Source organism: Candidatus Dormiibacterota bacterium (genome assembly GCA_035635555.1).
Lineage (GTDB): Bacteria > Acidobacteriota > Polarisedimenticolia > Gp22-AA2 > Gp22-AA2 > Gp22-AA3.
In genome coordinates, this window is record DASQAT010000055.1 from 85828 (window position 1) to 111138 (window position 25311).

Here is a 25311-nt window from a genome sequence, read left to right on the forward strand (position 1 = left end):
TGCCGGCATGAGCGAAACGGGTGGAGGTCTCCTGGACGGAGCGCGCCCGGTCGCGATCGAGCCGCTGCCGCAGGAGGCGCACCTCGCCTTCCACCTGCTCGAGAGCGCCGGCATGCATCCCATCCTCGCCTACAAGGACGACAGCGGCGCGCCGCACCCGATCGACCCGGAGGAGCCGTTCACTCTCGGCAGCGGACTGATGCTTCCCGTGACGACGACGTTCGAGGTGTACGTCCCCGAATCGGAGGTCGCGGACGCCCAGCGCGTCCTGCAGGACGCCGGTCGCGCCGTGCCCGAAACGGACGAGCCGCTAGGCGCCGGGGCGGCCCAGGACGACGGTGGCGCACGATCCGCCGGTCCCGAGGGCGTTGACCAGGACTGAGGGCAGCGGTTCCCGCCGGGCATTTCCGACCACGATATTGAGACCGAGCTCCGCGTCGGGCTGGACGAGCCCGGCGACCGGCGGGATGAAACCCTGACGGACGGAACAGGCCGCGACCAGGAGTGCGCAGGACGAGGCGCTCCCCGACTCCCCCGTACCCCCCTTCACCGAAGTCACAGGGATCCGGCGCGCCGCCGGGCCGAGGGCCCGGAGGATCGCGCGCGTCTCGACGGCATCCAGGACCCGCGAGCCGTTGGCCCCCGCGACGACGCAGCCGATCTCCTCCGGCCCCAGCCGCGCCTGGGCCATCGCCGAGCCGATCGCCGCCGCGATCGCGGGTTCGGCGGGCCAGCGGTGGACCGGGCCCGGGGCGTGCGCCATCGACTCGCCGAGGATCTCGGCCCACGCCACGGCGCCGCGCCGTGCGGCCGCTTCGCGCGACTCCAGGACCACGAAGGAGGCTCCTTCTCCCGGGACGAAGCCGCGGCGCCCCCTGCCGAACGGCCCCGGAAAATCATCCGGGTCCCCTCGAAACAGGAGATGCAGCCGGTCCCAGGCCGCCTCGAACTCCGGCACGCGCTCGTCCGCGCCCCCCGCCAGGACGACGTCGCAGACACCGTCACGCACCAGGCCCGCGGCCGTCGCGACAGCCGCCAGGCCCGATGCCTCCATCTGACTGACGGTGAGGCTGGGGCCGCGCAGGCCCAGGAGGAGCGAGCACTGGCTCGCCGGAGCGTTCGGGACGGTGACCGGGAAGAGCAACGGGGAGACGCTTGCCGGCCCTTCCTCGAACAACGTGGTCAGGAACGCGGTCAGCGACGCGACACCGGCGGTCATCGTGCCGGTCACCAGCCCCACCATTCCACCCGCCCCGGCGCGGAGCCCGGCCCGTTCCAGCGCCTCGAGGGCCGCGGTCGCGGCCAGACGCGAGCAGCGATCCAGCCGGCGCCAGACGTTGGGATGGAACGGACCCGATCCCGCCGTCTCCCGCACGCGCGCGGCGCAGATCCGCCCGGACCGCTCGAGCACGGTCCTCCCCGCCACGACCCCCTCGACCAGGGCGTCGACCCCTGAGCCGAGCGGACCGATGGAGCCGCCGCCGGTGATCATCACCCGCCGGTTCATGCCGGACGCTCCTCCTGCAGAAGTCCGTCGATCAGCGCGCTGATCTGCGTCTCCAGCCGATCGCGCACCTGCCGGAACGCCTCGCGCACCGCGTCCGGCCCCCCCTCCGCGAAGGACGGATCGTAGGTCGACCAGTGCTCGTGGTGGCCTTCCAGGAGCGGAACCGGGCATTCCTGCACCGCAGAGTCGCACAGGGTGACCACGCAGTCGAACGCTCCCGGCACGTCGTCGATCCCCTTGGAGTACTGCCGGCTGATGTCGATGCCGTGCTCCTCCATCACCGCGACGGCGTGACCGACGACGAACCCGGCCGGGAAGGTCCCGGCGCTCTTCGCCTCGATGCGCCCCTTCCCGAGGTAATTCGCGAGTCCTTCCGCCATCTGGCTGCGGGCCGCGTTGCCGGTGCACACGAACAGGACGCGGATCGGCTTCGACCTCTTCTTCATGCGTCGTGCCTCTTCAGGACCAGCGTGCCGTTGTTCCCGCCGAAGGCCGTCGAGTTCGACAGGACGACTCTCAACCGCGCCTCGCGGGCACGCGCGGGGACGCAGTCGAGGTCGCAGTCCGGCCCGGTCTCCCTGAGACCGGTGGTCGGCGGGATGAGTCCGTGGAAGAGCGACATCAGGGAGGCGAACGCCTCGATCCCACCCGCGGCGCCCAGGCAATGCCCCACCGCCCCCTTGATCGACACGACCGGAATGCGCAGGGCGCGTTCACCGAACATCGTCTTCAGGGCGCGCGTCTCGGCCGCGTCGTTCTGCTCGGTGCCGGTGCCATGAGCGTTGACGTGATCGACGTCGTCGGCCGTCAGATTGGAGGAGGCGAGAGCCGCCCGCATCGATCGGACGAGGCCCGCTCCATTGGGGTCGGGGGCCGTGGCGTGATGCGCGTCCGACGACATGCCGTACCCCGCGATCTCCCCGTAGATACGCGCCCCGCGCCGGCGTGCCGCCTCGAGAGGCTCGAGGACCAGCAGGACGGCGCACTCCCCCAGGGACATCCCCTGGCGCTCCCGGTCGAACGGACGGCACGGCTCCGGGTCGACCAGCCGGAGTGAGTTGAAGCCGGAATAGGTCGTGCGCGACAGCGTCTCGACGCCCCCCGCCAGCACCATGTCCTGGGCGCCGCGGGCCACGAGCGAGGCCCCCAGCCCGACGGCGATCGTCGAGGAGGAGCAGGCGTTCATGATCGTCTGGACCCGTCCTGCGAGACCGAGCCGCGCCGCGATGAGATCCGCCGTCGTCGTCATGAAGAACCCGAGGGCCGATGACGGCCGCGGGAGGCGCCCCCGGAGCCTGGCCTCGAGATAATTTTCCCCCTGCAGGAGCCCGGTGCCGCCGCCCCCGAGGATCAGGCCGGTCCCGGTCCCCCCGACGCGTGCGGGGTCGAGACCGGCGTCGGCGAGGGCCTGCCGCGCGGCCTCGACGCCGAGCCTGTCGCCGCGGGACAGGCGCGCCCGTTCCTTCCTCGTGAAATCCCCGTTCCAGCCTGTCGGGTTGATCTGCGCCGCGGTGTGCGTGCGGTCCTTCGAAGCGTCGAACAGCGTGAGCGGCCCGATCCCACAGCGCCCGGCGACGAGCCCCCGCCAGGTCTCGGCCGCCGATTCCCCCAGGGCCGAGATGACGCCGGCCCCGGTCACGGCGACCCGGCTCATGCAGGCTTCCCCAGGGCGATCGTGAACTCCCCTTCGGCGACGACCGCCCCGCCCGGGGGGGAGCCGGCGAGCTCGGCGACGCTGCGCACACGGATCATGTTGCCCAGGATCCCGGTGACCGAGGCGGTGATCAGAAGGCGATCGCCGGGCCCCACCCGCCGCAGAAGACGCCCCCCGTCGATCCCGACGATCATCCCCGCGCCGCGCGGTGTCTCGGAGGCGTGCGCATGGTCCTCGCCCTGTGTTTCCGCCAGAGGGATGGCCGCCTGCGCCATCGCCTCCAGCAGAAGAGAGAAGGGGTATCCTCCCCGCGGGTCGTCCCGCACCACCTCGTCCGTGGTGACGGCCTTGATGGCCGTGCTGATCCCGTGTTCCAGCTCCAGGACCACGTCGATCATCCGGAATGGGTGCGAGTGCGGCGGAACGGTCGCGTCGCTCACGTGCGGGTCTCCCGCGGACGGGACAGGCAGTTTAGACGACGGCTCCCGTCGTTGCAAGCGTCGCTCGTCTCTGGTATAAGGACGGCCTCCATGCCCGGCAACAATCATGTGCTCCACAGCGAATTGAAGCGCTTCATCGTGCGCCGGCTCCGCCTGGAGCAGGTCGACCCCGATTCCATCCAGGACGACGCCCTCCTCGTGGGCGGCGGTCTCGACCTCGACTCGATCGATCTTCTGGAGCTGGTGGTCGGGCTCGAGAAGGAGTACGGGCTGAAGATCGCGGACGTGGCGGAGGGCCGGCGCATCCTGACGTCGGTCGACAGCCTCGCCCGATTCGTCGCCGGGCAGCGTGGCGACGCCTGAGGCCGGCGGCCGCGGCGCGGCCGCCTATGTCGGAGTGATCCCGGCTCTGAACGCCTCGTCGACCATCGGACCGGTGGTGGCGGGCACTCTCCGCCACCTGCCGCGCGTCCTGGTGGTGGACGACGGATCGACCGACGACACCTCGGACCGCGCGCGCGCCGCGGGGGCCGAGGTCCTCCGTCACCCCGACAACCTCGGCAAGGGGGCGGCGCTGTGCACGGCGTTCGAGCACGTGCTCGCCGGGCGCCCGGTCGACGCCGTCATCACCCTCGACGCCGACGGCCAGCACGATCCGGAGGATATCCCCCTCTTCCTGGAATTGCACCGGAGCGCGCGTCCCTCCCTGATCGTGGGCTCGCGCGCCCGCGACTTCGCGGCCATGTGGGGACCGCGCCGGGCCATGAACCGGTTCTCGTCGGCCTCGCTGCGCATCTTCTCCGGAGTCGATCTGCCCGACTCGCAGAGCGGCTTCCGGCTGTACGATGCCGCCTTTCTCGGACGGCTTCGCCTCGTCGGGCGCCGCTACGAGGCCGAGATGGAGGCGCTGATGCGCGCCGCGGAGTGGCGGATGAAGGTCACCTCGGTGCCGATCCACCTGCGCGTCGTCGACGGACGGGCCACGAGCCACTACCGGCCGCTGCGCGACACCGTCCGCATCGTCGACACCGTCCTGCGCCAGTGGCTGAGACGCCGCTTCGCGCGCTCCCGCCCGGACGAGCCGTGACCGGGTCGCGCAAGATCCTGCTGATCTCCGCCTCGCACTACGAGCCTCGCGGCGGCGTGGCGCGCGTCGAGCGCTACTGGACCTCCGGGCTCACCCTCGTCCACCTCGAGGCGCTGACGCCGCGCGATTTCGTCTGCGAGCTGGTGGACGACTTCAGGCGCGAGCCGCCCCTGGAGACCGACGCCGAGCTGGTCGGCATCACGGCGATGGGGCTGCAGATCGGCCGGGCGTACGATCTGGCGGACTACTACCGCGCGCGCGGCCTGCCGGTCGTCATGGGGGGGGCGTGGGTCTCGCTCAACCCGGAGCAGGCGCTGGAACATTGCGACGTGGTGTTGAAGGGGGAGGCCGAGTACGCCTGGCCCGAGCTGCTGGCCGATTTCCAGCGCGGCGTATTCCGCCAGCGCGTCTACGAAGGGAGCCGGCAGCACGACCTGCGCGGGCTCCCCGAGGCGGACCTCGACCACCTGCCGCTCTGGCGCCCCGAGCTGATGCGCGAAAAGGTGTACCGCGACTACTACTTCCAGTTCCCTCTGTACGTCACGCGCGGCTGTCCCTTCCGCTGCGAGTACTGCTGCGTCACCCGGTTCCACGAGGCGACGTACCGCAAGCGGCCGATCGGCGAGGTGATGCGCGACGTCGACGCCATCCGCTCCAGAGGGTCCCGCAACATCCTGTTCATGGACGACAACCCGGTCGCCGACCGGCGTTACGCGAAGGAGCTGTTCGGTGCTTTGGCCCCGAAAGGGATGCGCTGGTGCAGCCAGTGCACGATCCAGATCGCCGAGGACGAGGAGCTCCTCGATCTCGCCGCCAAGAGCGGCTGTTTTCTTCTCTCGATCGGCTTCGAAACGATCAAGCAGTCGAACCTCGACGGAATCAACAAGCCGTGGGCCCGCGCCCGCGAGTACGCGCGCCTGATCCGCCTGCTACGTCACCGCGGCATCCAGATCGTCGCCCTCATCATGATCGGCCTCGACGACGACGATCCCGCCGATTTCGACCGCACCCTCGAGTTCCTGATCCGCCACAAGGTGCCGCTGGCGAAGTTCCACCTGCCGATCCCGTATCCCGGGACGCCGTTCTACGACCGGATGGAGAAGGAGGGGCGGATCCTGACGAAGGACTGGAGCCGCTACCACTACGGCAGCGCCGTCATCCGGCCGAAGCGGATGACGCCCGAGATGGCGGAGCAGAAGTTCTGGGCGACCTACCACGACTTCTTCAGCATGCGCTCGATCCTGCGCCGCTTCTTCCCGCCCGCGCCGCGCAATCTCAAGATCCAGATGCACTACCTGACGGCGAACCTGATCTTCAGGAAGATGCAGCAGGCCGGGAAGCACCCCTACCTTTACTAGCGCAGGCTCAATCGAGGGCTTCGAGAGGCGCCGGCGCCGTGACGTCGCGCTCCAGGCTGCGGCGCGTCAGGGTAAGGACGGAGCGCTGCTTGATCTCGTTGAGGCAGGCGAGGATGGCGGGAACACCGAGGACGGTCGCGCCCGGCAGGAAAGCGGCGGCCGCGAGGTAGTTGATAGGGCGCATCGAGGCGCGCGTCTCCGGCGCGAGAAGGCCGGCGTAGTAGTGTCCGATTGCCCGGTAGATGTGCGACAGCAGACGCGGGAAGCCGATGGATGACGCGACGTAACGGCACTCTCCGCGACTCACGCTCGCGAGCCACTCGGCCGCCGTCCCGCCCGGCGCCAGCGTGTACGAAGAAGCGACGTGGTCCAGGACGTGCGCGTCGCTCCCGCCGACCGCCGTCTTGCGCAGGCCGAGCGCCAGGGCGAAGCGCAGCATCGCCTCGGCCACCTCGACGTGCCCCGCCGGCATCGTGCTGTTGGCGACTTCGATGTGGTCGAACAGCCCCAGGATCTCCTCCACGTAGGCGCGCGGCCGCTTCTGGAAGCGGTACGACCAGAACGGATGGTTCAGGACGAACAGCAGCCGGCGGCGACGCAGCCAGGCGACCAGGTCGTGGACGTCGCCGCGCAGGCGCTGCACCTCGCGGTGCGCCGTCTCGTTGAGGCCGAAGACGTTGACGTGCAGGCGCTGGCCGGTGTCGGGAAAGCGCGTCTCCACCTCCTCGCCGACGATGATCTCCGCCGCCCGGTCGGGCCGATCCTCCAAAAGGCTGAGGGCTCCTTCGATCGAATCGTGATCGGTGATGGCGACGTAGTCCATGCCCGCCGCCTTGGCTCTGTCGAACACGTCGGCCGGGTGCGAGCAGGAGTCGCGGGCCCGCAGGACGCGCGCGTGGCTCCAGGAGGAGTAACGGGTGTGCAGGTGCAGGTCGCAACGCCTGAGCGTCGGCGCGGGAGGCGTGTCGGAGGAGGCGTCGCTCACGGCCGGATGATACCCTCCCCCGTCGCGGCACGGCAACATCCCGTGCCGGAAAATGCCGCCGTGCCGCTATAATGCGCCGCATGTCCGGCCCCGCGACGAGGGCACTGCACGACAGGCTCCTGGCCAGCCTCGCCTCCTCCCCGAAGAGGGAGGTGGCCCGTTTCCTGCCGGGCGGGCGGTCTCTCGACCTGGACACGTTCGAACGACGCATCCTGGGGGCCGAGCGCAGGCTCGTGCGCGTCGGCACGCCCTCGGGGCGGCCCACGGCGGTCCCCGACATCGGTCAGCTCGTCCTCCTGTCCTCCCGCAACATCGAGCCGTATCTGGTGGCGATCGCCACGCTGTGGAAGCGCGGCTTCGTGCCGATCCTGGCCGACGCCGACCTGGCGCGTGCCGAGATCGCGGACCTCGTGAGGACGTTCCGACCGGCCTTCTGCATTCTCGATCGACGGGTCGACCCGGAGGGAGGGGACACCGAGGACCTGGGGGACTCGCTCACCGGCCTGCACGCCTTCATCCCGGCGCGGCGGGGAGCGACCCGGCCGGTCTCCGGCCTTCTCGCCAACGGGACCGTCCTGCACGGCGACGCTGCGGTCGTCCGTCTGACCTCCGGGAGCACCGGACGGCCGCGCGGGATCCTGGCGACCGCCGGGCAGCTTCTCGCCGACGCGCGCCACATCACCTCGGCCGTCGGGATCAGGCCCGCCGACACGATCGTGTGCGCCATCCCGCTCGGGCATGCGTACGGCTTCGGGCACGTCCTGATGTCTCTCGTGCTTCAGGGTTCGCGTCCGATCCTGCTGGAGCAGCCGCTGCCGGCGCTGCTTCTGGAAGCGCTCTCCGGTCCCGGTCCCCTCGTCCTCACCGGCACGCCGTACCTGTTCAGCCTGCTCCTCCAGGCTGCGGGGAGGAAGAAGCTCAAGGGGCTGCGTCTGTGCCTGTCGGCGGGAGCGCCCCTGCCGGCCGACCTGTCGCGCGCCTGCAAGGACCGCCTCGGCCTGCCGATCAGGACCTTCTACGGCGCCAGCGAGTGCGGCGGCGTCTCGTACGACCGATCGCGCGACGGGATTCTCCCGGACGGCTGCGTCGGCACGCTCCTCCCCGGCGTGAACGTCACCGTGCGCGCCGAGCGCGGCGGGGAGGAAGGGGCCGGACGCCTCTGCGTCGAGAGCGACGTGGTGGCCCTCGGTTACGTTCCGGAAGGAAGTCCCGAGCTTTCGGCGGGGCGCTTCGTCACGGGGGACCTCGGTCGCATCGACGCGGAGGGGCGTCTGCACCTCCTGGGTCGCGCCGACCGGATGATCAACGTGGGGGGCAGGAAGGTGAACCCGGTCGAGATCGAGGCGGTCCTGCGCGAGGTCCCGGGCGTGCGCCAGGTCGTCGTGTTCGGCGCGCCCGACCGTCATCGCGGCCAGATCGTCTGCGCCTGTCTCGTCGCGGCCCGCGGCGTGACGCGCGAGTGCCTCCTCATGGCCTGCGCCCCGCGACTCGCCCAGTTCAAGCTGCCGCGGCGCATCGAGTTCGTGGAGCGGATCCCGGTGAGCCCCCGCGGCAAGACCGACCGGAAGAGTCTCCTCGGCCTGGTGGCCCGTCCGCCGGACGCCCCGGCCCGGCGCCCTCAGTCACCGCGCTTCACCGCCTCCCCCCACACTTCATAGAAGTTGAACCACTGCGTCGGGTAGTCGGTGACGAACCGCTCCACGATGCGCGCGAACGAGTCGACCGCGGCCCGCACCCCCTCCGCCCCCGACCCGACCCGCAGAGGGCCGTCCACGACGATGCGGTAGCGGGAGTGCCCCCGGATCGGCACGCAGACGGCGAGGATCGGCGCCCCGCTCGCCTGCGCCAGCGCGAACGGTCCCGACGGGAGATCGACGTCGGCTCCGAACAGACCGGCGCGCTCGCTGAGCGGCCCGAACGTCCGGTCCCCCTGGATCGCCACGATCTCCCCGCGTCTGAGGGCCAGGAGAAGATCGAGCCCGTTCCAGGCCGACTCCCCCGCGGGCACGACGCGCACGCCGGCGCGCCGCCGCGCCTCCTCCTCGAACGGCGCCCCCCCGGAGTCCTCCGGGCGCAGGACGACGCTGACGGGACGGCCCAGGCTCGCGAGGTGCAGGAGCCCCATCTCCCAGTTTCCCAGGTGCAGCGTCAGCACGATGAGCCCTCTCCCCTCGCGCAGGAGGGCTTCGATCAGCCGTCGTGCCTCGTCCCCTCCCTCGACCCGGCGCCGCAGCGACTCGTCCGGCAGTCGTATCAGGTCGGTGTATCCCACCATGAACTTGCTGAAGTTGTAGAACAGGCCGAAGGCCAGCGCGCGCGACGCGAGCCCCGAGCGGCGAGTGGCCCGCTCCAGGTTGTGCCGGGCGGCGCGCCTCTCGTCCGGCATGGCGAGAAAGCAGATCGCCGTCGTGGCGAGGTGGATCGGCGGCCGCAGGAGGCGCGGCACTTTCGGGACGATGGCGTGGATCAGACGCCAGGAGAGTCTGCGGTTCCACCCGTGCGTGTACCAGCGCGCGGCCTGGCGCGGCCCCGGTCCGGCGCCGGACGGATCGTGACGGGGCATCCGGTTCTCAGGCGGGCGCCAGCGTGATGTCGACGTGCAGCGACTCTTCGATCCCCTGGAGCTTCCGGCGCAGCGCCTCGAGATCGGCCGCGCGCGGCAGGTCGAAGCGCATCTCCATCTCATAGAGCGGCGTGCCGGTCGAGGCGGCCGGCTTCAGGTGCGACGTCAGCTCGAGGATGTTGCCGCCGGCGTCGGCGATGGCGCGCGCCGTGCGGGCGACGATCCCGGCCTTGTCCTCCCCCATCGTCTTCAGGCGGTACGGCCGCCCGGCGGCGGGGGATGCCGGCCCGGCCCCCTCCTCGATCGGCTTGATGAAGATCGTCATCCCCTGCTCGTACTCCAGGTGCTTGCACGTCATGTGCAGCCGCTGCAGGAGATCGTCCCCCTGGCCGGAGAACAGGATCATGGTGGCGAACTCGCTTCCCAGGTTGATCATGCTGCTGGTCTCGAGGTTGCAGCCGAGATCGAACACCATCTCCGCCAGGTCGGCGACGATCCCGGGGCGATCCTTTCCGATGGCGGTCAGGATGAAGTGGCGTCTCACGGTGGCGTGATTGTAGATCAGGACGGGCCGGCCCCGCATCCCCGAGGTGCGCTAAAGTCCCGGCATGGACCGGAGACTGGTGCGTCTTCTCGAGGACGGGATCGTCCTGTTCGACCGCGGGCAGTTCTTCGAGGCCCACGAAGTCTGGGAGGACGCCTGGCGCCGGGCGCGCGACGAAGACAAGGTCTTTTTGCACGGACTCATCCAGGTGGCCGCGGGGTTTCACAAGCTGCAGTGCGGCCAGCCCTCGGGAACGGTGTCCCTCCTGAGCAAGGGGGTCGCGAAGCTCGCCGCGGTCCCGGCGGACGCATTCTTTCCGGAGCTGCGGTCGTTCCGCGCCTCGGTCGAATCCTGGAAGGGGGCGGCCGCGCGGATGGCCGGAAGCGGTGCTTTCGAGTACGAGGCGTCGGCCCTCCCCAGGATCCTCCCCCTCCGGGGCCATCCATTTCATTCGTACGTCCTCAGCGATATCGGAATCGATGCACCGGCGGAGCGCGTCTGGAGCGTCCTCACCCGCTTCGACACCTACCCCGACTGGAATCCATTCATCCGCTCCGTCCGGGGCGAAGCCCGAGCCGGCGCGCGTCTCGCCGTCGCGATCCGCGCGCCGGGGGGCCGCACGGTGACTCTGCGCACGCGAGTCCTGCGGGCCGAGGCGCGTCGCGAGCTGCGCTGGCGGGGTCGCCTCCTGCTGCCCGGGATCTTCGACGGCGAGCACGTCTTCTCGATAGCCCCCCTCGCCGCCGGCCGGGTGCGGTTCTCGCAGAGAGAGACGTTTCGCGGAGTCCTCGTCCCCGTTCTGGGTCGCGTCGTGCTCGCGGCGACGCGCGCCGGATTCGAGGAGATGAATCGCGCGCTGAAGCGGCGCGCGGAGCAACCCACCGACCCCGCATAGGGGGTTCCACCGAGTCTTATGAGGTGAATACCCGACTCGACAGCAGACGAAATACCGGGTAGATAGGAGCGGTTTTCACCGGCGCGCCGACCACACACAGATCCAGCGTACCGCACGCTTCGTCTCTCGAGAGGAGGGGGCAACGATGTCGACTGGATGGACGCGATCACGGCGAGGCCTTGGGCCAGACACCCGCAGGCGGCGTGGTTCGTTCCGGATCGTCCTGGCGCTGGGCTGTCTCCTGGCGGTCCCGGCGATCCTCGCCTTCGCGGTCGCGCAAGGAGGATCCCCCTCCCTGCCGGCGCGCGCCGGGATCCCGGCGCGGCAGGCGCACGATTCCGGACCGCACAAGCTGCTGATCCGCACCGACGATCGTCAGGCGCTCGAGCGTCTGGCCGCTCTCGGCGTCGTGCAGCGTCGGATCGATTACGGAACGCTCCAGCTCCTGGTGGTGGACGACCGGGCGATGCCGGCGCTCGGGGAGGCGGACCTGTCCGGCGCCGCGCTGCGCGACGATCTCGACCTCGTCGCGGTCAATCGCTGGCTCATCGATACGCGGGTGGGCGAGCCGAAGGACCTGCCGTGGGACCGCGTCGACACGCCGGGACGGTACGATCGTCAGCTCTATCTCGCGCAGCTGGTCGGTCCGGCCAAGGACGAGTGGCTCGCCGATCTCACGGCGCGCGGCGACGCCGCGATCGTGGCCTATCTCCCCAGCAACACCTACGCCCTGTTCGCGGCGCCGGCCGCCTGGCAGCGGTTGTCGCGGGAGGCGGGTCGACCCATGAGTCACGTCCAGTGGGCCGGCGCGTACCATCCCGCCTACCGGATCTCCGCCGACTTGGAGGACGCCATCGCCCGGGACGACAAGGCGGTGGACGTGGTCGTGCAGATCGTCGAGCACGACGGCGCCGAGCGGACCGCCGCCGACCTCAAGGCGCAGGCGGCTCGGGTGCTGATGGACGACGTCAGCCTCGGCGGCATGCGCGACGTGCGCGTGCGGGTCCCCGCCCGGCTGGTCACGCGTCTGGCCGCGCAGCCCGACGTCTTCTGGATCGAGCCGTGCCTTCCGAAGATCAAGATGGACGAGCGCCAGGGGCAGATCATGGCCGGGAACCTCGACGGCACCGGCAGCCAGCCGTCCGCCCCGGGCTATCTGGCCTGGCTCGGAGGCAGAGGGTTCACGTCGAACTTCCCGTTCACCGTCGACGTGGCCGACGACGGCATCGACCGCGGCTCGACCACCGACGTCCACCAGGACTTCAAGGACGCGGGCGGAACGTCGCGGGTCACCTACGTCCTGAACTACTCCGGCGACGCCTCGGGGGAGAGCGGCGCCGGTCACGGGAACATCAATGCCGCGATCGTCGGCGGCTACAACGACACCCAGGGGAACTCCGCCTTCGAGGACACGGCGGGCTATCAGTACGGTCTCGGGCTCGCGCCGTACGCGCGTCTCGGAGCCTCGAAGATCTTCAGCAACGCCGGCGCGTTCACCTCGACCGGCTACGCGACACTGATCGCGAACGCTTACAACAGCGGTGCCCGCATCAGCAGCAATTCCTGGGGTCTCACCGGCACGGGTGCGAACCAGTACACGACCGACTCCCGTTCCTACGACATCCTGGCGCGCGACGCCGTCGCGGGGAGCACCGGCAACCAGGAGATGACGATCGTCTTCGCCGCCGGCAACGCCGGCTCCGGAGCGAACACCGTATCGGCGCCCGGGACCGCGAAGAACGTCCTCACCGCCGGGGCGTCCGAGAACTTCCGGCAGACCGGGACCGACGGCTGCGGCATCGCCAACACCGGGGCCGACAACGCGCGCGACATCATCAGCTTCAGCAGCCGAGGCCCGACCTCGGACGGACGGAAGAAACCCGACCTGATGGCCCCCGGAACGCACATCCAGGGTGCCGCGTCGAGGAGCGCGAACTACGACGGGTCCGGAGTGTGCAACCAGTACTGGCCTGCGGGACAGACGCTCTACGCCTGGTCCTCCGGAACGTCCCATTCGACGCCAGGGATCGCCGGAGCCGCCGCGCTGGCCCGCCAGTGGTTCACCAACCAGGGATGGGGCAGCCCCTCCCCGGCGATGACCAAAGCGTTCCTGATGGCGACCCCGGCCTATATGACCGGTGTCGGGGCGAACGACACGCTCCCCTCGAACAACCAGGGGTACGGCCGGCTCGACCTCGGCCGCGCCTTCGACAACGCATCGAACATCCGGGTCGACGAGTCGCAGGTGTTCGGGTCGGCGGGGCAGACATACAACGTGACCGGCAACATCGCCAGCTCGTCGCTGCCGTTCCGGGTCATGCTGGCGTGGACCGACGCTCCCGGCGCCACCAGCGGCAACGCCTGGGTGAACGACCTCGATCTCGAGGTGACAATCAACGGGACCCTCTACCGGGGGAACGTCTTCTCGGGGTCGGGATCGATCAGCGGCGGGACCGCCGACAACCGCGACAATACCGAAGCGGTGTTCCTCCCCGCCGGCACGACCGGGAGCTTCTCGATCACCGTGCGGGCCATCGGGATCAACGGCGACGGCGTCCCCGGCAACGCCGACACGACCGACCAGGACTTCGCCCTGTTCGTCTACAACGGCACCCAGGCGGCCCCGACTCCCGACTTCACGATCGGGGCGACACCCGCCTCGCAAACCGTCCCCCAGGGCGGCTCCACGAGCTACACCACGACCGTGACCAGCGTCAACGGCTTCAGCGCGGCGACGACGCTTTCCGTGAGCGGTTTTCCCTCCGGTGCGACCGGCTCCTTCTCGCCGAACCCGATCACGCCGCCGGCGAACGGCTCGACGAGCTCGACGCTCAGTGTGACGACGGCGGGGACGACCCCTGCCGGGACCTACACGCTGACCATCACCGGGACGAGCGGGGCGCTGTCCCACTCCACGACCGTCTCCCTGAACGTGCAGGCGGCCGGGGGCGGGAACCAGGTCCTGACCTTCTCCACAACACCGAACCTGCCGATCCCGGACAACAGCGCCACCGGGGTCACCAGCACGATCTCGGTCGCCGGGTCCGAGACGATCACGAGCGTGAGCGTGTACGTGAACGTCACCCACACCTACCAGGGTGATCTCGAAGTGTCGCTCATCGCTCCCGACAACACGACGGTCCTGCTGCACAACCGCACGGGCGGCGGCACCGACAACATCGTGACGACCTACAACATCACCACACGGTCGAACCAATCCCTGACCGCGTTCAACGGGAAGAACACGTCCGGGGCCTGGACGCTGAAAGTGCGGGACCTCGCGGCGATCGATACGGGGACGCTCAACTCGTGGAAACTGGCGTTCAACGGCTACTCGACCGCCTCCCCCGGCCTGGCGATACCCGACAACAACACTACGGGTGTGACCAGCACGATCAACGTGGCGGCGACCGGTACGGTCGCCGACCTGCGCGTCCGGGTCAACATCACCCACACCTACCAGGGGGACCTGGAGGTGTCGCTCATCGGACCGGACAACACCGCAGTCCTGCTGCACAACCGCGCCGGCGGGAGCGCGGACAACATCGTCACGGTCTATCCCGACCTGACGGCCCCGGCGCAGTCGCTCTCCGCCTTCAACGGCAAGGCGATCGCCGGCGCCTGGAAGCTGAAGGTCCGTGACCTGGCGGCGATCGACGTCGGGACGCTCAACTCGTGGGAGATCGACTTCCGGACGCCGTGAGGGAAGGGTAGCTCGCGGCGTGGATCCTCAAAGGCCGGGCCCCGGAGCCGGGGCCCGGCCATCAATGCGGTGCGCGGATCGCCGCCAGCACTCGATCGAGAGCCATCTTCGGCTCCAGCTCGGGCTTGTCGTAGATGTTCCAGCCGTTGAAGACCGCCACCAGGTCGTGCTCGGGGACCACGAACAGGAACTGTCCGCCGTACCCCCAGCAGGTGGCGGCGCGCGCCCCCGCGCTTCCGTATGGCATCAGCCACCACTGGTAGCCGTAACGCACGCCGGACGCTTCCATATCCCCCGGAGTCACCCACGGCTTCAGCGATTCGGCGATCCAGGCCGAGGGGAGGATCCGTCTTCCGTTCCAGACGCCGTCGTGCAGGTACAGGTAGCCGAAGCGCGCCAGGTCCTTCCGGGACAGGTACAGCCCCCCTTCGGTGTCGGGAAGACCGGTCGGCGTGTGCTTCCAGTAATAAGTCTGAATGCCGATCGGATGGAAGATGTGCTCCTCCGTGTACGCGTCCACCTGCCGGCCCGTGGCCTTGAAGAGGATGTGGGACAGGAGCTGGCTCACGCCGCTGCTGTAGAGGAATATCTTCCCCGGCGCCTGGTCCATCGGCTGATCGATGACGTACTTCACCCAGTCGTGGCTCGCCTCCATCGCCGCGCAGGTGTTGCGCGGGTCGGTGTACGGCACCGAGTCCTCGTCCCAGTGGAACCCCGCCGTCATCGTCAGGAGATCGCGCAGCCGGATGCTCCGCTTGCGATCGTCCAGGTTGGCGACGGCGCCGGCATCGAAATACTTCAGGATCGGGACGTCGACACCCGGGATCTCGCCGCGCGCGATGGCCACGCCGATCGCCGCAGAGGTCACGCTCTTCGTGACCGACTGCAGCGTGTGCAGGTCGCTCTTCCTGAACCACGGGTGCCAGTCGGGGTCGTAGTAGTTGTACGCCCCGCGCACCGGGTCCTTCCCCTCGAACAGTTTCACGTAGTCGTTGGTGTACGTGCGGTCGAGGACGATGCGGCCGTGACGGATGACCAGCATCCCGTCGATGTACCCGTGCTGTCCCGACGCAAACTCGGAATCGAGGGAGGCCAGGGCCGCGGAGTCCATCCCCTGCTCCTCCGGCGTCGACAGGGGCCAGGCGTCGCCAGGCCAGTCAGGCTCCGATGGCCACCGGGCGCACGACAGGACGGCGACGGCCGCCAGGACACATACTTGAACGACGCGCGCGGAGGTCACGGCATGAATTGAGCGATGTCGCTGTCCAAGAGGGAGGCCGCGTTCCAGAGCTTTCGCAGCTCCTGGAAGTTTTCCGGATTGAAACGCGAGCGGGAGAGGCGGATCTCCCAGACCGCCTCCACGCGGGCTCCATCCTTGCGGATCCTGGTCTCCGCCGCCCAGCCGTCCCCTTCGGCGGTCGTATCCGCCGAGAGGAGGAGCGGACACGGCATCAGAATGATGGCGAGGGCAAGTTCGACGAGTACGCGACGGGCGCCGAACATGCCCGTCAGCTTACCGAAGTGGGGGCCCCTGTGTCCATTCAGCGATGGAGTCTCCTAATGATGGTGTCCCGAGCTCCGGACAAGCTCCGCTTACCCGATGACGTGTGACGCGTAGCGGTATGCTCAGTTCGAGCCCCACCGATTCAGGTTGCACATTGTCTTCGAATGCTTAGATTTGAGTTCCGAGGAATTCCGTCAGAGAGCGAGTGTGCGGCCGACCATTCCTTCCGTCTGCCTCGAGCCCATGAAATGAGCGCCTCTTCCTTGGACGGCCTCCCATCGTCGATGATTCCCTGGAGCAACCGAATTCGCAGAGCGAGCCGAGTCACGTGCGACTATGCGCTTCAGCATCCTCCAAGCGAAGCAGGTGGAATACCACTCGGCTTCAGCCTCGTGGAACTGCTGGTGGCCATCGCCGTGTTCGCTTTGGCGATCGCCGTGGCTCTCGCCGTATATTCCGGTGCCACACGTTCGTATCGAACCGGAGAGCAGCAGGTGCTTGATCAACAGAATGTACGTCTGGGGTTTGATCGTCTGGTTTCTGAGATTGGGTTGGCGGGGTTCAACTCGAACCCCGATGGAGACCTGACCCGTCCTGACGAACAGATCGAAGGAGCCTGGGACACCGCAATCACATTTCGCGCGGACCTCGACTCCGATCGCTCACCTGAGAACACCGTACCCGAACTCGCCTTGGCGCCGCCGCACTACAGGATTGTGTCAATCGGGAACGACGAGATTGTATCCTATGTGCTGGCAAAGCCGCAGCAACAGCACTCGAACAGTCTCGCTCTTCAGCTCGACGCTGATGAACCGAGATCTAAGATTCCGAGGACCATCATCGTACCGGTCGTTTCTCTAGTTCATGATGAGCCGCCCTACACTTTGTACAGAGTGACTCTCCGGAACACAGGCGGTCTCTTCCCTTCTGCGCCTCAAGCGCCGTCCAATTTTCTATTTGAGTCCATCGCCGACAATATCCGCAGCTTGACACTCCAATACTATGATCATGAAGGACGACTGCTGAGTCCCGGCACACCTCAAGACCCCGTCGACGACATCGGCGGCGGCGATACTGGAATAGTCACCCGGGCCCGGATTCGCAGCATCAAGATTACACTGACGGGGATGCCACCACAGGAATCCTCTGAATCGGGCAAGCACCCCGTAGGAAGGAGAGTCTCAAGAGCCGAAGGATTCTCTCTCTCTTCCATGATCACACCTGGCAACTTGGGCAGAGTCGGGATTGCTGATACCTCCACTCAAGCCCCCGTCGTCCCTAAGGCCGTTCGCGCCGTGGCCGGACACTGTCGGAGCGTATTGGTCACCTGGGAGGCCGATGAGCCCCACGACGACATCCGTGGCTTCGACATAAGATACTGGGAGAAAGGCGTCGCCTCGGAGCCGCGGACGAAAGCATTTTCTTATCCATCCGTTCAGGCTTCGGGCATTGATCACCACCTTCACGGCTATCTCACCAGCCTCACCGAGAAAGCCACCTATTGTTTTCAGGTCAGAACTCGGTTCATACCCGGGGGGCCCAGCAATTGGTCCTCGGCCTCCGCCGCTCCTTGCGTCCAAGTCACGGATGCGACGACGCCTCGTGCCCCGGTTGACCTGGTCGCAACGGGCGGGGCACCACACACTGCTTTGGCCAACCATATCGAACTCCAATGGTCACCAGTCGTGAGTAACACCATGCTGATCCCTGATGACCTAGACGTTGTCGATCATACGACCGTAATACGGGACCTCAACGGCTACAAGCTATACCGCGCCTCTACGCCTGGTTTCATTCCAAGCGATAGCGGCAACCTCATCGCAACCATAGGCGCCGGAACCAGCCGTTATGTTGACCATGATGTGGCAAATTGTTTGACCTATTACTATAGGCTTATCGCCGTCGACAATTGCGCCGTGACGAGCGTCGCCTCTCTCGTCGCTGAAGGACGAGCGGAGACAAGCGTTTCTCCATCAGCCCCGGTCGCTCTGACTGTCTTTCGACTCTCGGAGGACCAGACTGCCCTCTCCTGGAAACCCGTCCGTTCTGACCTTAACGGGGGACCGGTGTTTATCGATCAATACAGGATCTACCTGTATAGGAGCATTTCTGATCTTTCAACATCCAACCTGAATCTCAAGACATTCTCGTTGCGAGCTGCGGTCGACAGTGCATCGCCTTCTTATAACGATGTCTTGGACGTGTCTGAACAGAGCGACATAATCCGTGGGTGGCAATTCTATTATGCAGTCACTGCTGCAGATCGCTGTGGAAATGAAAGTGGGAGATCAGATCCAGGCGGTCTTTCTTGCAAAGTTGAGGCGGTCCTGGATCTTACCCCGAGGGATGGGGACTCGGGCTCCGGGATTATTCCTATGATCCTTCGTCCAGATACCCGGAGGGGATATCCGAGGGCGAGGGTTCGGGTGGTTCGCAAGGATGACCTCGACTCTGTCGTCTACGATCATCAGAGTGCAGGTGTCCCCTTTTTGTTCCCGACTTGGGATACAAGGGTCTCGGGTGCCGGAGATTACCGAATATATTGGGGACTGACGACCGCCGAGGGGTGCAACACCTTCAGGACCACCGACTTTTTCGTCAAGTCCAGGCCGGAGGGAGGGTTGAGCACGACGACGCCGCTGGTCATCACGACAGAGGAGAACAGGAAGCTCTCCTGGGACCTCGTCAATACTTCAGGGACCGATCTTCAGATCGTTCGGATCGACGTGAACTGGTTTTCTCTACGTCTGCCACCGAGGCTCACGTCGATCGAGTATCCGACCAGGACGACTGTCTCGAGTCTGCCCTCGGGCGGACCCCAGTCGGCTTCCGCGACCTTCGACACTACGCCGCTGCGACTGAGCCGTGAGATAAACGGACTCTGCGAGGATGAGTCCTGCCGGCTCAACATGTCGCTCGTCTGGGACGAGCCTGTCTTCAGTGGACAATCCCTATCGGCTGAACGCGTGACTGTGCACTACCATCTCAGAGACAGCACCGGACGAACCGGCGACGCAGTGCTTGTGATCTGGCCGGACATGACCATCCGAATGGCGTTGCCAATCGGTTTCAATGTCCAGGACTAGCCGTTAAGTTCTTGCCTTCACGATTGACAGCACCAGCCGCCCGAGGTATATAGAGGGCGCTTTCGTTCCTTGACATTTCGCATCGTGGGCGATCGTTCCGGCACCTCGCCGGGATGATTGAAAAGGGAAGGGGGTGTGAAACCCCCGCTGCCCCGCAACTGTGAGCGGTACCGAAAGCCGGAGAATCCCACTGGGAGCCTGAGGCTCCTGGGAAGGGCCGGCGAGTAGAAAGCCGCGAGCCAGGAAACCTGCCCGCGAGGATGCTTCGCCTCGAGGGAGGCTGCCATGGCTCGATCCGCCCGTTTCCCCACCGCCGTCGTGATTCTGCTCGTCGCACTGTCGCGCGCGACGTCTGCACGCGCCCAGGCGACGACCGACTGCTTTCCCGACAAGATCGTTTCGTTCACCGTCGGCACGGTCAGCGCGCCACCGGCGACGAATACGTGGGAGCCGGGGATCGTCCTCGGCCCGCCCGGCGGCTCGACCCCGACGAACGGATCGCTCGCCGTCATGTCTCTGGGGCACGGCGGGCGGATCACGCTGGAGTTCACGAACAACGAGATCGTCGACGGTCCCGGTCCGGACCTCATCCTCTTCGAGAATCCGTTCTTCTGCACGTCGGTGCCGCTGAGCGACGCCGATCCGTACAGCGTGTTCGCCGAGCCGGGAATCGTCGAGGTCAGCGAGGACGGCGTAAATTTCAGGATGTTTCCTTACGACGCCTCGGCGCTGTCGCAGGTGACCTCTTTGTGCACCGACAAGACGCTCCTGCGCCGGCTCATCGGTCTCATGGGGATCACGCCGTCCTTCATCGGCAACTGGACGGTACCGGACGATCCGCTCGTCTTCGATCCGACAGCGCCCGGAGGGGTCTCGGGGCACGGCGGGGATGCATTCGATCTCGCGACCGTCGGGCTCGCCCGGGCCCGTTTCGTGCGCATCACCGATCCGAACCTGCCGATCGGCATTCCCGGCGCCTCGGAGGGGCTCGATCTCGACGCAGTCGCGGCGATCCATTCCCGGGCGATCCTGGACTCTGCGGAGACCGACAGCGACGGGGACGGTCTCTCCGACGAGGCGGAGCGTTACCTCTATCTCACCGACCCGGCGCGGATCGACAGCGACGGCGACGGCGTGACCGACGGAGACGAGGCGGCCTCGTGCCGCAATCCCGCCGGAGCCGCCGCCGATCCGTTCTTCGTGCCGGTCCTCAATCTTGAGGTGGCGGATCCTTCGCCGACGGTGGTGCGCTGGAACTTCCTCGGCACCGGGGTCACCTACGACGTCATCCGCGGCGACGTCGCCGCGCTGCACGCCTCGGGCGGACTCGTCGATCTCGGTGTGGTCACCTGCATCGAGAACGACTCGACCGATCTGACGACGCGCGGCCTGGCCGACGCGGCGGCCCCGTTCACCGGCGCGGCGTTCTTCTATCTGGTGCGCCAGAATCCCGCCGGAAGCGGCCTGGGATACGGCTTCTCGTCCGCGCACGACCGGCGCGTCCCCGCCTCCGGCGGCTGTCCATGAGCGCGCGCACCCGAGGCGGAAGGGCGGGGCCTCACGCCCTCCTCCTGCCGGCCCTGCTCGTCCTGCTCACCGGGGCGGCACGCGCGGACGATGGCGGCGCGGCGCCCAAGGGGCCGGTCGAGACCATCGAAGTCCGCGGCAGCGCCGACGACGCGGCGGTCCTGGACACGACCGCCTTCGCGACCGTGATCCGTGCGGAGGACTTCGCGGATCGGATCACCTCGGTGCCGGAGCTTCTGCGCGATCTGGTCGGCGTGCAGGTACGCGGCCTGGGGGGCGAGTTCGCGACGGTCTCTATCCGCGGCTCCAGCGCCGAGCAGGTGATGGTGTATCTCGACGGCGTCCCCCTGAACCACGCGCTCGGAGGGGGCGTCAACCTCGCCGACCTGCCGCTCGGGCAGGTCGAGTCGATCGAGGTGTACCGCGGATTCACGCCGGCGGGGCTGCCGGCCGCCTCGATCGGCGGGGCGGTCATGATCCACACACGCCGGCCGACAGGCGCGCCGGCCTCGACCGTATCGGTCTCGGCCGGCTCGTTCGGGTCGGGCGAGGCGATCGCCTCGGTCACAGGCGCCCGCGGGAGCGCCGACTACCTGCTCGGATTCGACTCGGCGGTGGGCCGGGGCGATTTTCTCTTCCTCGACAACAACGGCACGCCGCACGATCCCTCCGATGACGTCACCACCCGCCGCGTCAACAACGACTTCCGCCGCGGCCATCTGTCGGGCAGGCTCGCGCTCAAGAGCGGGCCGCGCAGCCGGTTCACGCTCTCCACCGACCTGCTGGCGCGCGGGCAGGGAGTTTCGGGTCTCGACTGCTGCCTGTCGCGGGACGCGCGCTATACGACTTGGCGCGTCCTGGTGCGGCCGGAGCTGGAGGTGCCCGGTCTCTTCGGCGGCCGTCTGCTGGCGCGGGCGGCTGTCGACGTCACGCGCAACCGCGAGGAGTTCGACGACCGGAACGGCCAGGGGGGCCTGTCGGGAGTGCCGGTCGACGCCATCGATCTCACCTCGTCGCTCGGGGGGGAGGCGGGATTCGTTCTGGCCGCCACGCGACGTCAGGCGATCTCCTTTCTCGCGTCGAGATCGAGGGAGACCGCCGACCTGCAGGACCGCGCCATCCAGGGGCCCCAGGACATCGGCCGCGCGGCGCGCAACACCACGGTCGTCACGTTCGAGGACCAGGTCGCGCTCGCGGCCGACGTGCTCGTGATCAACCCGTCGCTGCGCTACGAGACGTACGACAGCGTCTACCGTCCGGGGGACGCCGGGGGGCTCGTGGCGCGGCTGTCGGGCGACGACTCCCTCACCGGGAAGATCGGTTTCCGCCTTCGGGCGGGGGACAGCGTGACTCTGAAGGGGAATTACGGCCGCTTCTTCCGGCTGCCCGATTTCATCGAGCTGTTCGGCGACCGCGGGTCGGTCGTGGGGAACCCGGCCCTCTCCCCCGAGCGTGGCAGGAGCGCCGATCTCGGGATCATCGCCGCGCGCCGGCGCTCCGCGGGCCGCCTGCGCCTGGCTCAGGTGGAGGCGACGCTCTTCGAGACGATCGCCGAAGACCTCATCCAGTTCGTCCCGCAGTCCCAGAGCATCGTGCGCGCCCAGAACATGTCCAGAGCGCGCATCACGGGGCTGGAGTTGACGTTTCTTCTCGGGCTGGGGAGACGCTTCAACGGCAGCCTGAACGTCACGCACCAGGTGCCGAGGGACATCAGCGGTCTGTACACCGACGGAAACATCCTGCCCGGCAGACCGCAGGACGAAGTGAGCGCCGGGGGTCTGCTCGAGGCGGGGCGCGGCCGCGTCTTCTACGACTTCACCTACGTCGGCCGGAATTTCATCGACACGCCGAACACCAAGAGCGAGATGCTGCCGGCGCGCTACCTGCACGACGCCGGCTACCGCCTGCGGGTCCGCCCGGGGCTCACAGCGACGTTCGAGATCAAGAACATCGGCAACGAGAAGACCTTCGACTACGCGCGCTATCCGCTCCCGGGCCGCAGCGTCGACGCGAGGATGTCGTGGGAGTTCTGAGACCGCTCCTGGCGTGCGCCGCGGCCGCCTGGCTCGCCGGCTGCGGCCCGGGAGCGCGGGCGATCGATGTCCTGCCCGGCCCGAAGACGGCTCGTCTCGCGCCGATCTACGACGTCTCCGTGACGTTTCCCAGCACCGAGATCATCGTCTCGGGGCTGACCTACCGCGGCATCGATCTCGATATCGAGTTGACCTTCGACGACGCCTCGTTGCGGGACGACGACCCGGCCTTCGAGGCGAAGGCGCGCATCACGTCGGTCGCCGCAGGGGGCGTGCCGCAGGCGTTCGAGGCGATGCAGCCGATCGCGATCGGGGGGACGTACGGCGACGGTGTCCTGGCGACGAACCTGTTCGGGCCGATCCGCGTCGGCAACGCCGGGCTGCTCGTCGGTCTGACCGGCAGCGCCCAGGACGGAGCGCGGCGGGTGGCGGGCGCGGCCTCTCTGTTCGGTATCCCCGATCCGGGGACATTCGTGGCGGTGAAGCGCCGGCGGTACCTGGTTGCGGGGACCGATCTGCAGGGGCCGATCGGGAAAGTCGCGGTCATCTCGGTCCGCTACGACACACTCGTGACCTCCAACGACGACGTCGAAGTGATCAGCAGCGACCCGGTGGCGCGCGTGGAGGACGGCCGGCCGTTCGTCGTCAACCGCTTCACCTTCGACAACATCCAGGGGCTCGATCCCGAGGGCTCGTTCGCGACTCTGTTCGAGCGCTCAGTCGGGAACCTGGCCAATCCTCACGACCTCGTGGTCCCGCCCCCCGGCGCCGTCGGCGACGCCGGCACGGCGTTCGTGACACGCTACGGCGCCGCGTTCAACGACGTCGCCGTGCTGGATCTCGCGACCGGGGAGATCATCGACCGGATCGATCTCGCCCCCTACGCCAGGAACGCCGACCACCTGGCGCGCCCCGATCAGGCCCTTCTGCACGACGGTCTGATCTACGTGACGATGGAGGACGCCAACGCCTCCTTCAGCGAGTTCATGAACGGGCGGGTCGTGGTCGTCGATCCGGTCCTGCGACAGGTGGTGGACGTCATCGACCTGGTGGGCCAGAACCCCTTCGAGTCGCTGTCGTACGCCCCCTCGACCGGCCTCATCTATGTCGGCCTGGCCGGTCTCTTCCCCGGCCGCGCCGGCCCGCTGCCCGTCCTGAGCGGCGGCATCGAGACGATCGACCCGATCACCCGCAGGGGCGGCGGTCTGCTCGTCGATGACGACGACCTGGGAGGGAACGTCTCCGCCGTCGCCGTCCACTCGGCGACGCGCGGCTACTGTGTCGTCTCCGACGCCTCGTTCCACAACTACGTCAAGATGTTCGATCCGACGACCGGCGAAATTCTGGGGACGATCTTCGACAGCGCCGGCGAGATCGCCTCGATCGAGACCGACGGCGACGGCTTCCTCCTGGTCGCCGACAGCAACTTCTTCACGCCCCGTGTCCTGATCTTCAACGCCGAGACCGGTGGTCTGGTCGCCGCCCTGCCGGCGCGGCTGCCGCCGTTCTCTTTCGCCATTCTCACAAGGAGCCTGCCATGACGCTCGCACGCCGCATCGAGCACCCTGTCCGGAGCACCGCGCTCGGAGTCGTTCTCGTCCTCGTCGCCGCCGCCTCGCTGTCCCCCCTGTCCGCCCAGATGGTGGAGAGGTTCGACGCCGACCCGCTCACGGGACAGAGCAGGAACATCTTCATCGGCGAGGGGGACGTCGCCTCCCGCTTCACCTTCCTCGCGGACGAGCCGTCGCACTTCCCGGGCGACCATGACGGGACGCTGCGGGTCGTCTACGACACGACTCTGCCGACGGCGCGCCTGTCGACCTCGACCGGCCAGGTGTTCTCTCTCGATGCCGACTTCGACTTCGGCGCGATCCTGACGATCCGCTCGCAGGGATACTTCGCCGACCCGAACGGGTTCTCCCAGATCGCCTTCGGCCTCTGGAACGCCGCACGGACCGGGCTGAATCGCACGGCCTTCCCTTCGGACAGCTTCGACCTGGTCGAGTTCGACTACTTCCCGAACGTGACGGCGTTCGGCGGGCCGTTCGTGTCCCCCTCGGTGTTCGGTGGGAACGTCGGGGACAACGCCTTCTTCAACTTCGCGTTCAACTCGGCCGAGACGACGCTTCCGCTCGACGTGCCGCTTCTGGTGCAGTGCCACTACAACGCCGCGCTGCGCCGGCTCAACGTCGGCGTGAGTCGCCATCTCAGGTCGCTGATCTTCGAGCGCATCGGCGCCGCGACCGTGACGGTCGATCTGTCGCGGATCGACCCCACGTTCCTCGTGAACACCGCCGGGATGGCGGCGTACTTCGAGGGGTACCCCTCGATCCACGCCGTCGTCGACTACGATCTGCTGTTCACCGGGCCGCTGCCGTCGCCGTGGGGCATGGCCAGGACCCGTACGACGCCTGCGCGATGACGG

Annotated in this window: 21 protein-coding genes and 1 riboswitch; of the genes, 12 read left to right on the forward strand and 9 right to left on the reverse strand. The window is 67.9% G+C overall.

What is annotated here, in order from left to right:
* Positions 1–7: 7 nt before the first annotated feature.
* The gene (locus tag VEW47_16705) at positions 8–382 is read left to right on the forward strand and encodes a hypothetical protein (protein HYS06823.1); all 375 of its coding nucleotides are present in this window, start codon (positions 8–10) and stop codon (positions 380–382) included.
* On the opposite strand, the gene VEW47_16710 is transcribed toward VEW47_16705, so the two are convergent.
* Genes VEW47_16710 through VEW47_16725 form a run of 4 tightly spaced genes read right to left on the reverse strand, consistent with a single transcriptional unit; the run spans position 311 to position 3601 of the window.
* The gene (locus tag VEW47_16710; GenBank protein ID HYS06824.1) at positions 311–1507 is read right to left on the reverse strand and encodes a beta-ketoacyl synthase N-terminal-like domain-containing protein; all 1197 of its coding nucleotides are present in this window, start codon (positions 1505–1507) and stop codon (positions 311–313) included. The genes VEW47_16705 and VEW47_16710 overlap by 72 nt on opposite strands.
* Positions 1504–1953, reverse strand: coding sequence for an arsenate reductase ArsC (locus VEW47_16715; protein HYS06825.1), 450 nt, complete (start codon positions 1951–1953; stop codon positions 1504–1506). The genes VEW47_16710 and VEW47_16715 overlap by 4 nt, the downstream gene beginning before the upstream one ends.
* Positions 1950–3161 carry a beta-ketoacyl-[acyl-carrier-protein] synthase family protein gene (locus VEW47_16720; protein ID HYS06826.1) on the reverse strand — a complete coding sequence of 404 codons (1212 nt, stop codon included), beginning with the start codon at positions 3159–3161 and terminating at the stop codon, positions 1950–1952. The genes VEW47_16715 and VEW47_16720 overlap by 4 nt, the downstream gene beginning before the upstream one ends.
* On the reverse strand, positions 3158–3601 hold the full coding sequence (locus VEW47_16725; protein HYS06827.1) for a hypothetical protein: 444 nt from the start codon (positions 3599–3601) through the stop codon (positions 3158–3160). Before VEW47_16725 ends, VEW47_16720 begins: the two co-directional genes overlap by 4 nt.
* A 90-nt stretch (positions 3602–3691) precedes the next feature.
* Between VEW47_16725 and VEW47_16730 the strand changes: the two genes are divergently transcribed.
* Genes VEW47_16730 through VEW47_16740 form a run of 3 tightly spaced genes read left to right on the forward strand, consistent with a single transcriptional unit; the run spans position 3692 to position 6046 of the window.
* Positions 3692–3964 carry a phosphopantetheine-binding protein gene (locus tag VEW47_16730; GenBank protein HYS06828.1) on the forward strand — a complete coding sequence of 91 codons (273 nt, stop codon included), beginning with the start codon at positions 3692–3694 and terminating at the stop codon, positions 3962–3964.
* On the forward strand, positions 3951–4688 hold the full coding sequence (locus VEW47_16735; GenBank protein ID HYS06829.1) for a glycosyltransferase family 2 protein: 738 nt from the start codon (positions 3951–3953) through the stop codon (positions 4686–4688). Before VEW47_16730 ends, VEW47_16735 begins: the two co-directional genes overlap by 14 nt.
* Positions 4685–6046, forward strand: a complete 1362-nt coding sequence (locus VEW47_16740) for a radical SAM protein (protein ID HYS06830.1) — start codon at positions 4685–4687, stop codon at positions 6044–6046. Before VEW47_16735 ends, VEW47_16740 begins: the two co-directional genes overlap by 4 nt.
* Positions 6047–6053: 7 nt before the next feature.
* Here VEW47_16740 and VEW47_16745 read toward each other — a convergent pair whose 3' ends face one another.
* Positions 6054–7031: a PHP domain-containing protein gene (locus tag VEW47_16745; protein HYS06831.1), complete on the reverse strand. Its 978-nt coding sequence runs from the start codon at positions 7029–7031 to the stop codon at positions 6054–6056.
* 80 nt (positions 7032–7111) lie between these two features.
* On the opposite strand from VEW47_16745, the gene VEW47_16750 reads away from it, so the two are divergent.
* On the forward strand, positions 7112–8689 hold the full coding sequence (locus tag VEW47_16750; GenBank protein HYS06832.1) for a class I adenylate-forming enzyme family protein: 1578 nt from the start codon (positions 7112–7114) through the stop codon (positions 8687–8689).
* Here the strand turns inward: VEW47_16750 and VEW47_16755 are convergent.
* Both VEW47_16755 and VEW47_16760 read right to left on the reverse strand, forming a co-directional pair.
* Complete coding sequence (locus VEW47_16755; GenBank protein ID HYS06833.1) at positions 8650–9594, reverse strand: lysophospholipid acyltransferase family protein; 945 nt, start codon at positions 9592–9594, stop codon at positions 8650–8652. The two genes, VEW47_16750 and VEW47_16755, sit on opposite strands and share 40 nt — an antisense overlap.
* 7 nt (positions 9595–9601) lie before the next feature.
* Positions 9602–10177 carry an ACT domain-containing protein gene (locus tag VEW47_16760; protein HYS06834.1) on the reverse strand — a complete coding sequence of 192 codons (576 nt, stop codon included), beginning with the start codon at positions 10175–10177 and terminating at the stop codon, positions 9602–9604.
* Positions 10178–10202: 25 nt separating this feature from the next.
* Here VEW47_16760 and VEW47_16765 point away from each other — a divergent pair, with 25 nt between their 5' ends.
* Positions 10203–11033 carry a DUF309 domain-containing protein gene (locus tag VEW47_16765; GenBank protein HYS06835.1) on the forward strand — a complete coding sequence of 277 codons (831 nt, stop codon included), beginning with the start codon at positions 10203–10205 and terminating at the stop codon, positions 11031–11033.
* Between the two features lie 145 nt (positions 11034–11178).
* Positions 11179–14736, forward strand: a complete 3558-nt coding sequence (locus VEW47_16770) for a proprotein convertase P-domain-containing protein (GenBank protein ID HYS06836.1) — start codon at positions 11179–11181, stop codon at positions 14734–14736.
* A 61-nt stretch (positions 14737–14797) separates the two neighbouring features.
* On the opposite strand, the gene VEW47_16775 is transcribed toward VEW47_16770, so the two are convergent.
* Complete coding sequence (locus VEW47_16775) at positions 14798–15976, reverse strand: serine hydrolase (protein ID HYS06837.1); 1179 nt, start codon at positions 15974–15976, stop codon at positions 14798–14800.
* Entirely contained in the window at positions 15973–16239 is a 267-nt protein-coding gene (locus VEW47_16780; GenBank protein HYS06838.1) for a hypothetical protein, read from the reverse strand. Before VEW47_16780 ends, VEW47_16775 begins: the two co-directional genes overlap by 4 nt.
* 285 nt (positions 16240–16524) lie before the next feature.
* On the opposite strand from VEW47_16780, the gene VEW47_16785 reads away from it, so the two are divergent.
* From VEW47_16785 to VEW47_16805, 5 genes are all read left to right on the forward strand, one after another.
* Positions 16525–19326: a prepilin-type N-terminal cleavage/methylation domain-containing protein gene (locus VEW47_16785; protein HYS06839.1), complete on the forward strand. Its 2802-nt coding sequence runs from the start codon at positions 16525–16527 to the stop codon at positions 19324–19326.
* A gap of 69 nt (positions 19327–19395) precedes the next feature.
* Positions 19396–19597, forward strand: a riboswitch (cobalamin riboswitch).
* Between the two features lie 14 nt (positions 19598–19611).
* On the forward strand, positions 19612–20853 hold the full coding sequence (locus VEW47_16790; protein HYS06840.1) for a hypothetical protein: 1242 nt from the start codon (positions 19612–19614) through the stop codon (positions 20851–20853).
* Positions 20850–22886: a TonB-dependent receptor gene (locus VEW47_16795; protein HYS06841.1), complete on the forward strand. Its 2037-nt coding sequence runs from the start codon at positions 20850–20852 to the stop codon at positions 22884–22886. The genes VEW47_16790 and VEW47_16795 overlap by 4 nt, the downstream gene beginning before the upstream one ends.
* Positions 22874–24427 (forward strand): hypothetical protein, encoded by a 1554-nt coding sequence (locus VEW47_16800; protein ID HYS06842.1) that lies wholly within the window; start codon positions 22874–22876, stop codon positions 24425–24427. Before VEW47_16795 ends, VEW47_16800 begins: the two co-directional genes overlap by 13 nt.
* The gene (locus tag VEW47_16805; protein ID HYS06843.1) at positions 24424–25308 is read left to right on the forward strand and encodes a hypothetical protein; all 885 of its coding nucleotides are present in this window, start codon (positions 24424–24426) and stop codon (positions 25306–25308) included. Before VEW47_16800 ends, VEW47_16805 begins: the two co-directional genes overlap by 4 nt.
* The last annotated feature ends 3 nt before the right edge of the window (positions 25309–25311 follow it).

Coding starts and splice junctions, on each gene's coding strand:
- VEW47_16705 (HYS06823.1), top strand. CDS start 8: ATGAGCGAAACGGGTGGAGGTCTCCTGGACGGAGCGCGCCCGGTCGCG.
- VEW47_16710 (HYS06824.1), bottom strand. CDS start 1,507: ATGAACCGGCGGGTGATGATCACCGGCGGCGGCTCCATCGGTCCGCTC.
- VEW47_16715 (HYS06825.1), bottom strand. CDS start 1,953: ATGAAGAAGAGGTCGAAGCCGATCCGCGTCCTGTTCGTGTGCACCGGC.
- VEW47_16720 (HYS06826.1), bottom strand. CDS start 3,161: ATGAGCCGGGTCGCCGTGACCGGGGCCGGCGTCATCTCGGCCCTGGGG.
- VEW47_16730 (HYS06828.1), top strand. CDS start 3,692: ATGCCCGGCAACAATCATGTGCTCCACAGCGAATTGAAGCGCTTCATC.
- VEW47_16750 (HYS06832.1), top strand. CDS start 7,112: ATGTCCGGCCCCGCGACGAGGGCACTGCACGACAGGCTCCTGGCCAGC.
- VEW47_16755 (HYS06833.1), bottom strand. CDS start 9,594: ATGCCCCGTCACGATCCGTCCGGCGCCGGACCGGGGCCGCGCCAGGCC.
- VEW47_16760 (HYS06834.1), bottom strand. CDS start 10,177: ATGCGGGGCCGGCCCGTCCTGATCTACAATCACGCCACCGTGAGACGC.
- VEW47_16765 (HYS06835.1), top strand. CDS start 10,203: ATGGACCGGAGACTGGTGCGTCTTCTCGAGGACGGGATCGTCCTGTTC.
- VEW47_16770 (HYS06836.1), top strand. CDS start 11,179: ATGTCGACTGGATGGACGCGATCACGGCGAGGCCTTGGGCCAGACACC.
- VEW47_16780 (HYS06838.1), bottom strand. CDS start 16,239: ATGTTCGGCGCCCGTCGCGTACTCGTCGAACTTGCCCTCGCCATCATT.
- VEW47_16785 (HYS06839.1), top strand. CDS start 16,525: ATGATTCCCTGGAGCAACCGAATTCGCAGAGCGAGCCGAGTCACGTGC.
- VEW47_16790 (HYS06840.1), top strand. CDS start 19,612: ATGGCTCGATCCGCCCGTTTCCCCACCGCCGTCGTGATTCTGCTCGTC.
- VEW47_16795 (HYS06841.1), top strand. CDS start 20,850: ATGAGCGCGCGCACCCGAGGCGGAAGGGCGGGGCCTCACGCCCTCCTC.
- VEW47_16805 (HYS06843.1), top strand. CDS start 24,424: ATGACGCTCGCACGCCGCATCGAGCACCCTGTCCGGAGCACCGCGCTC.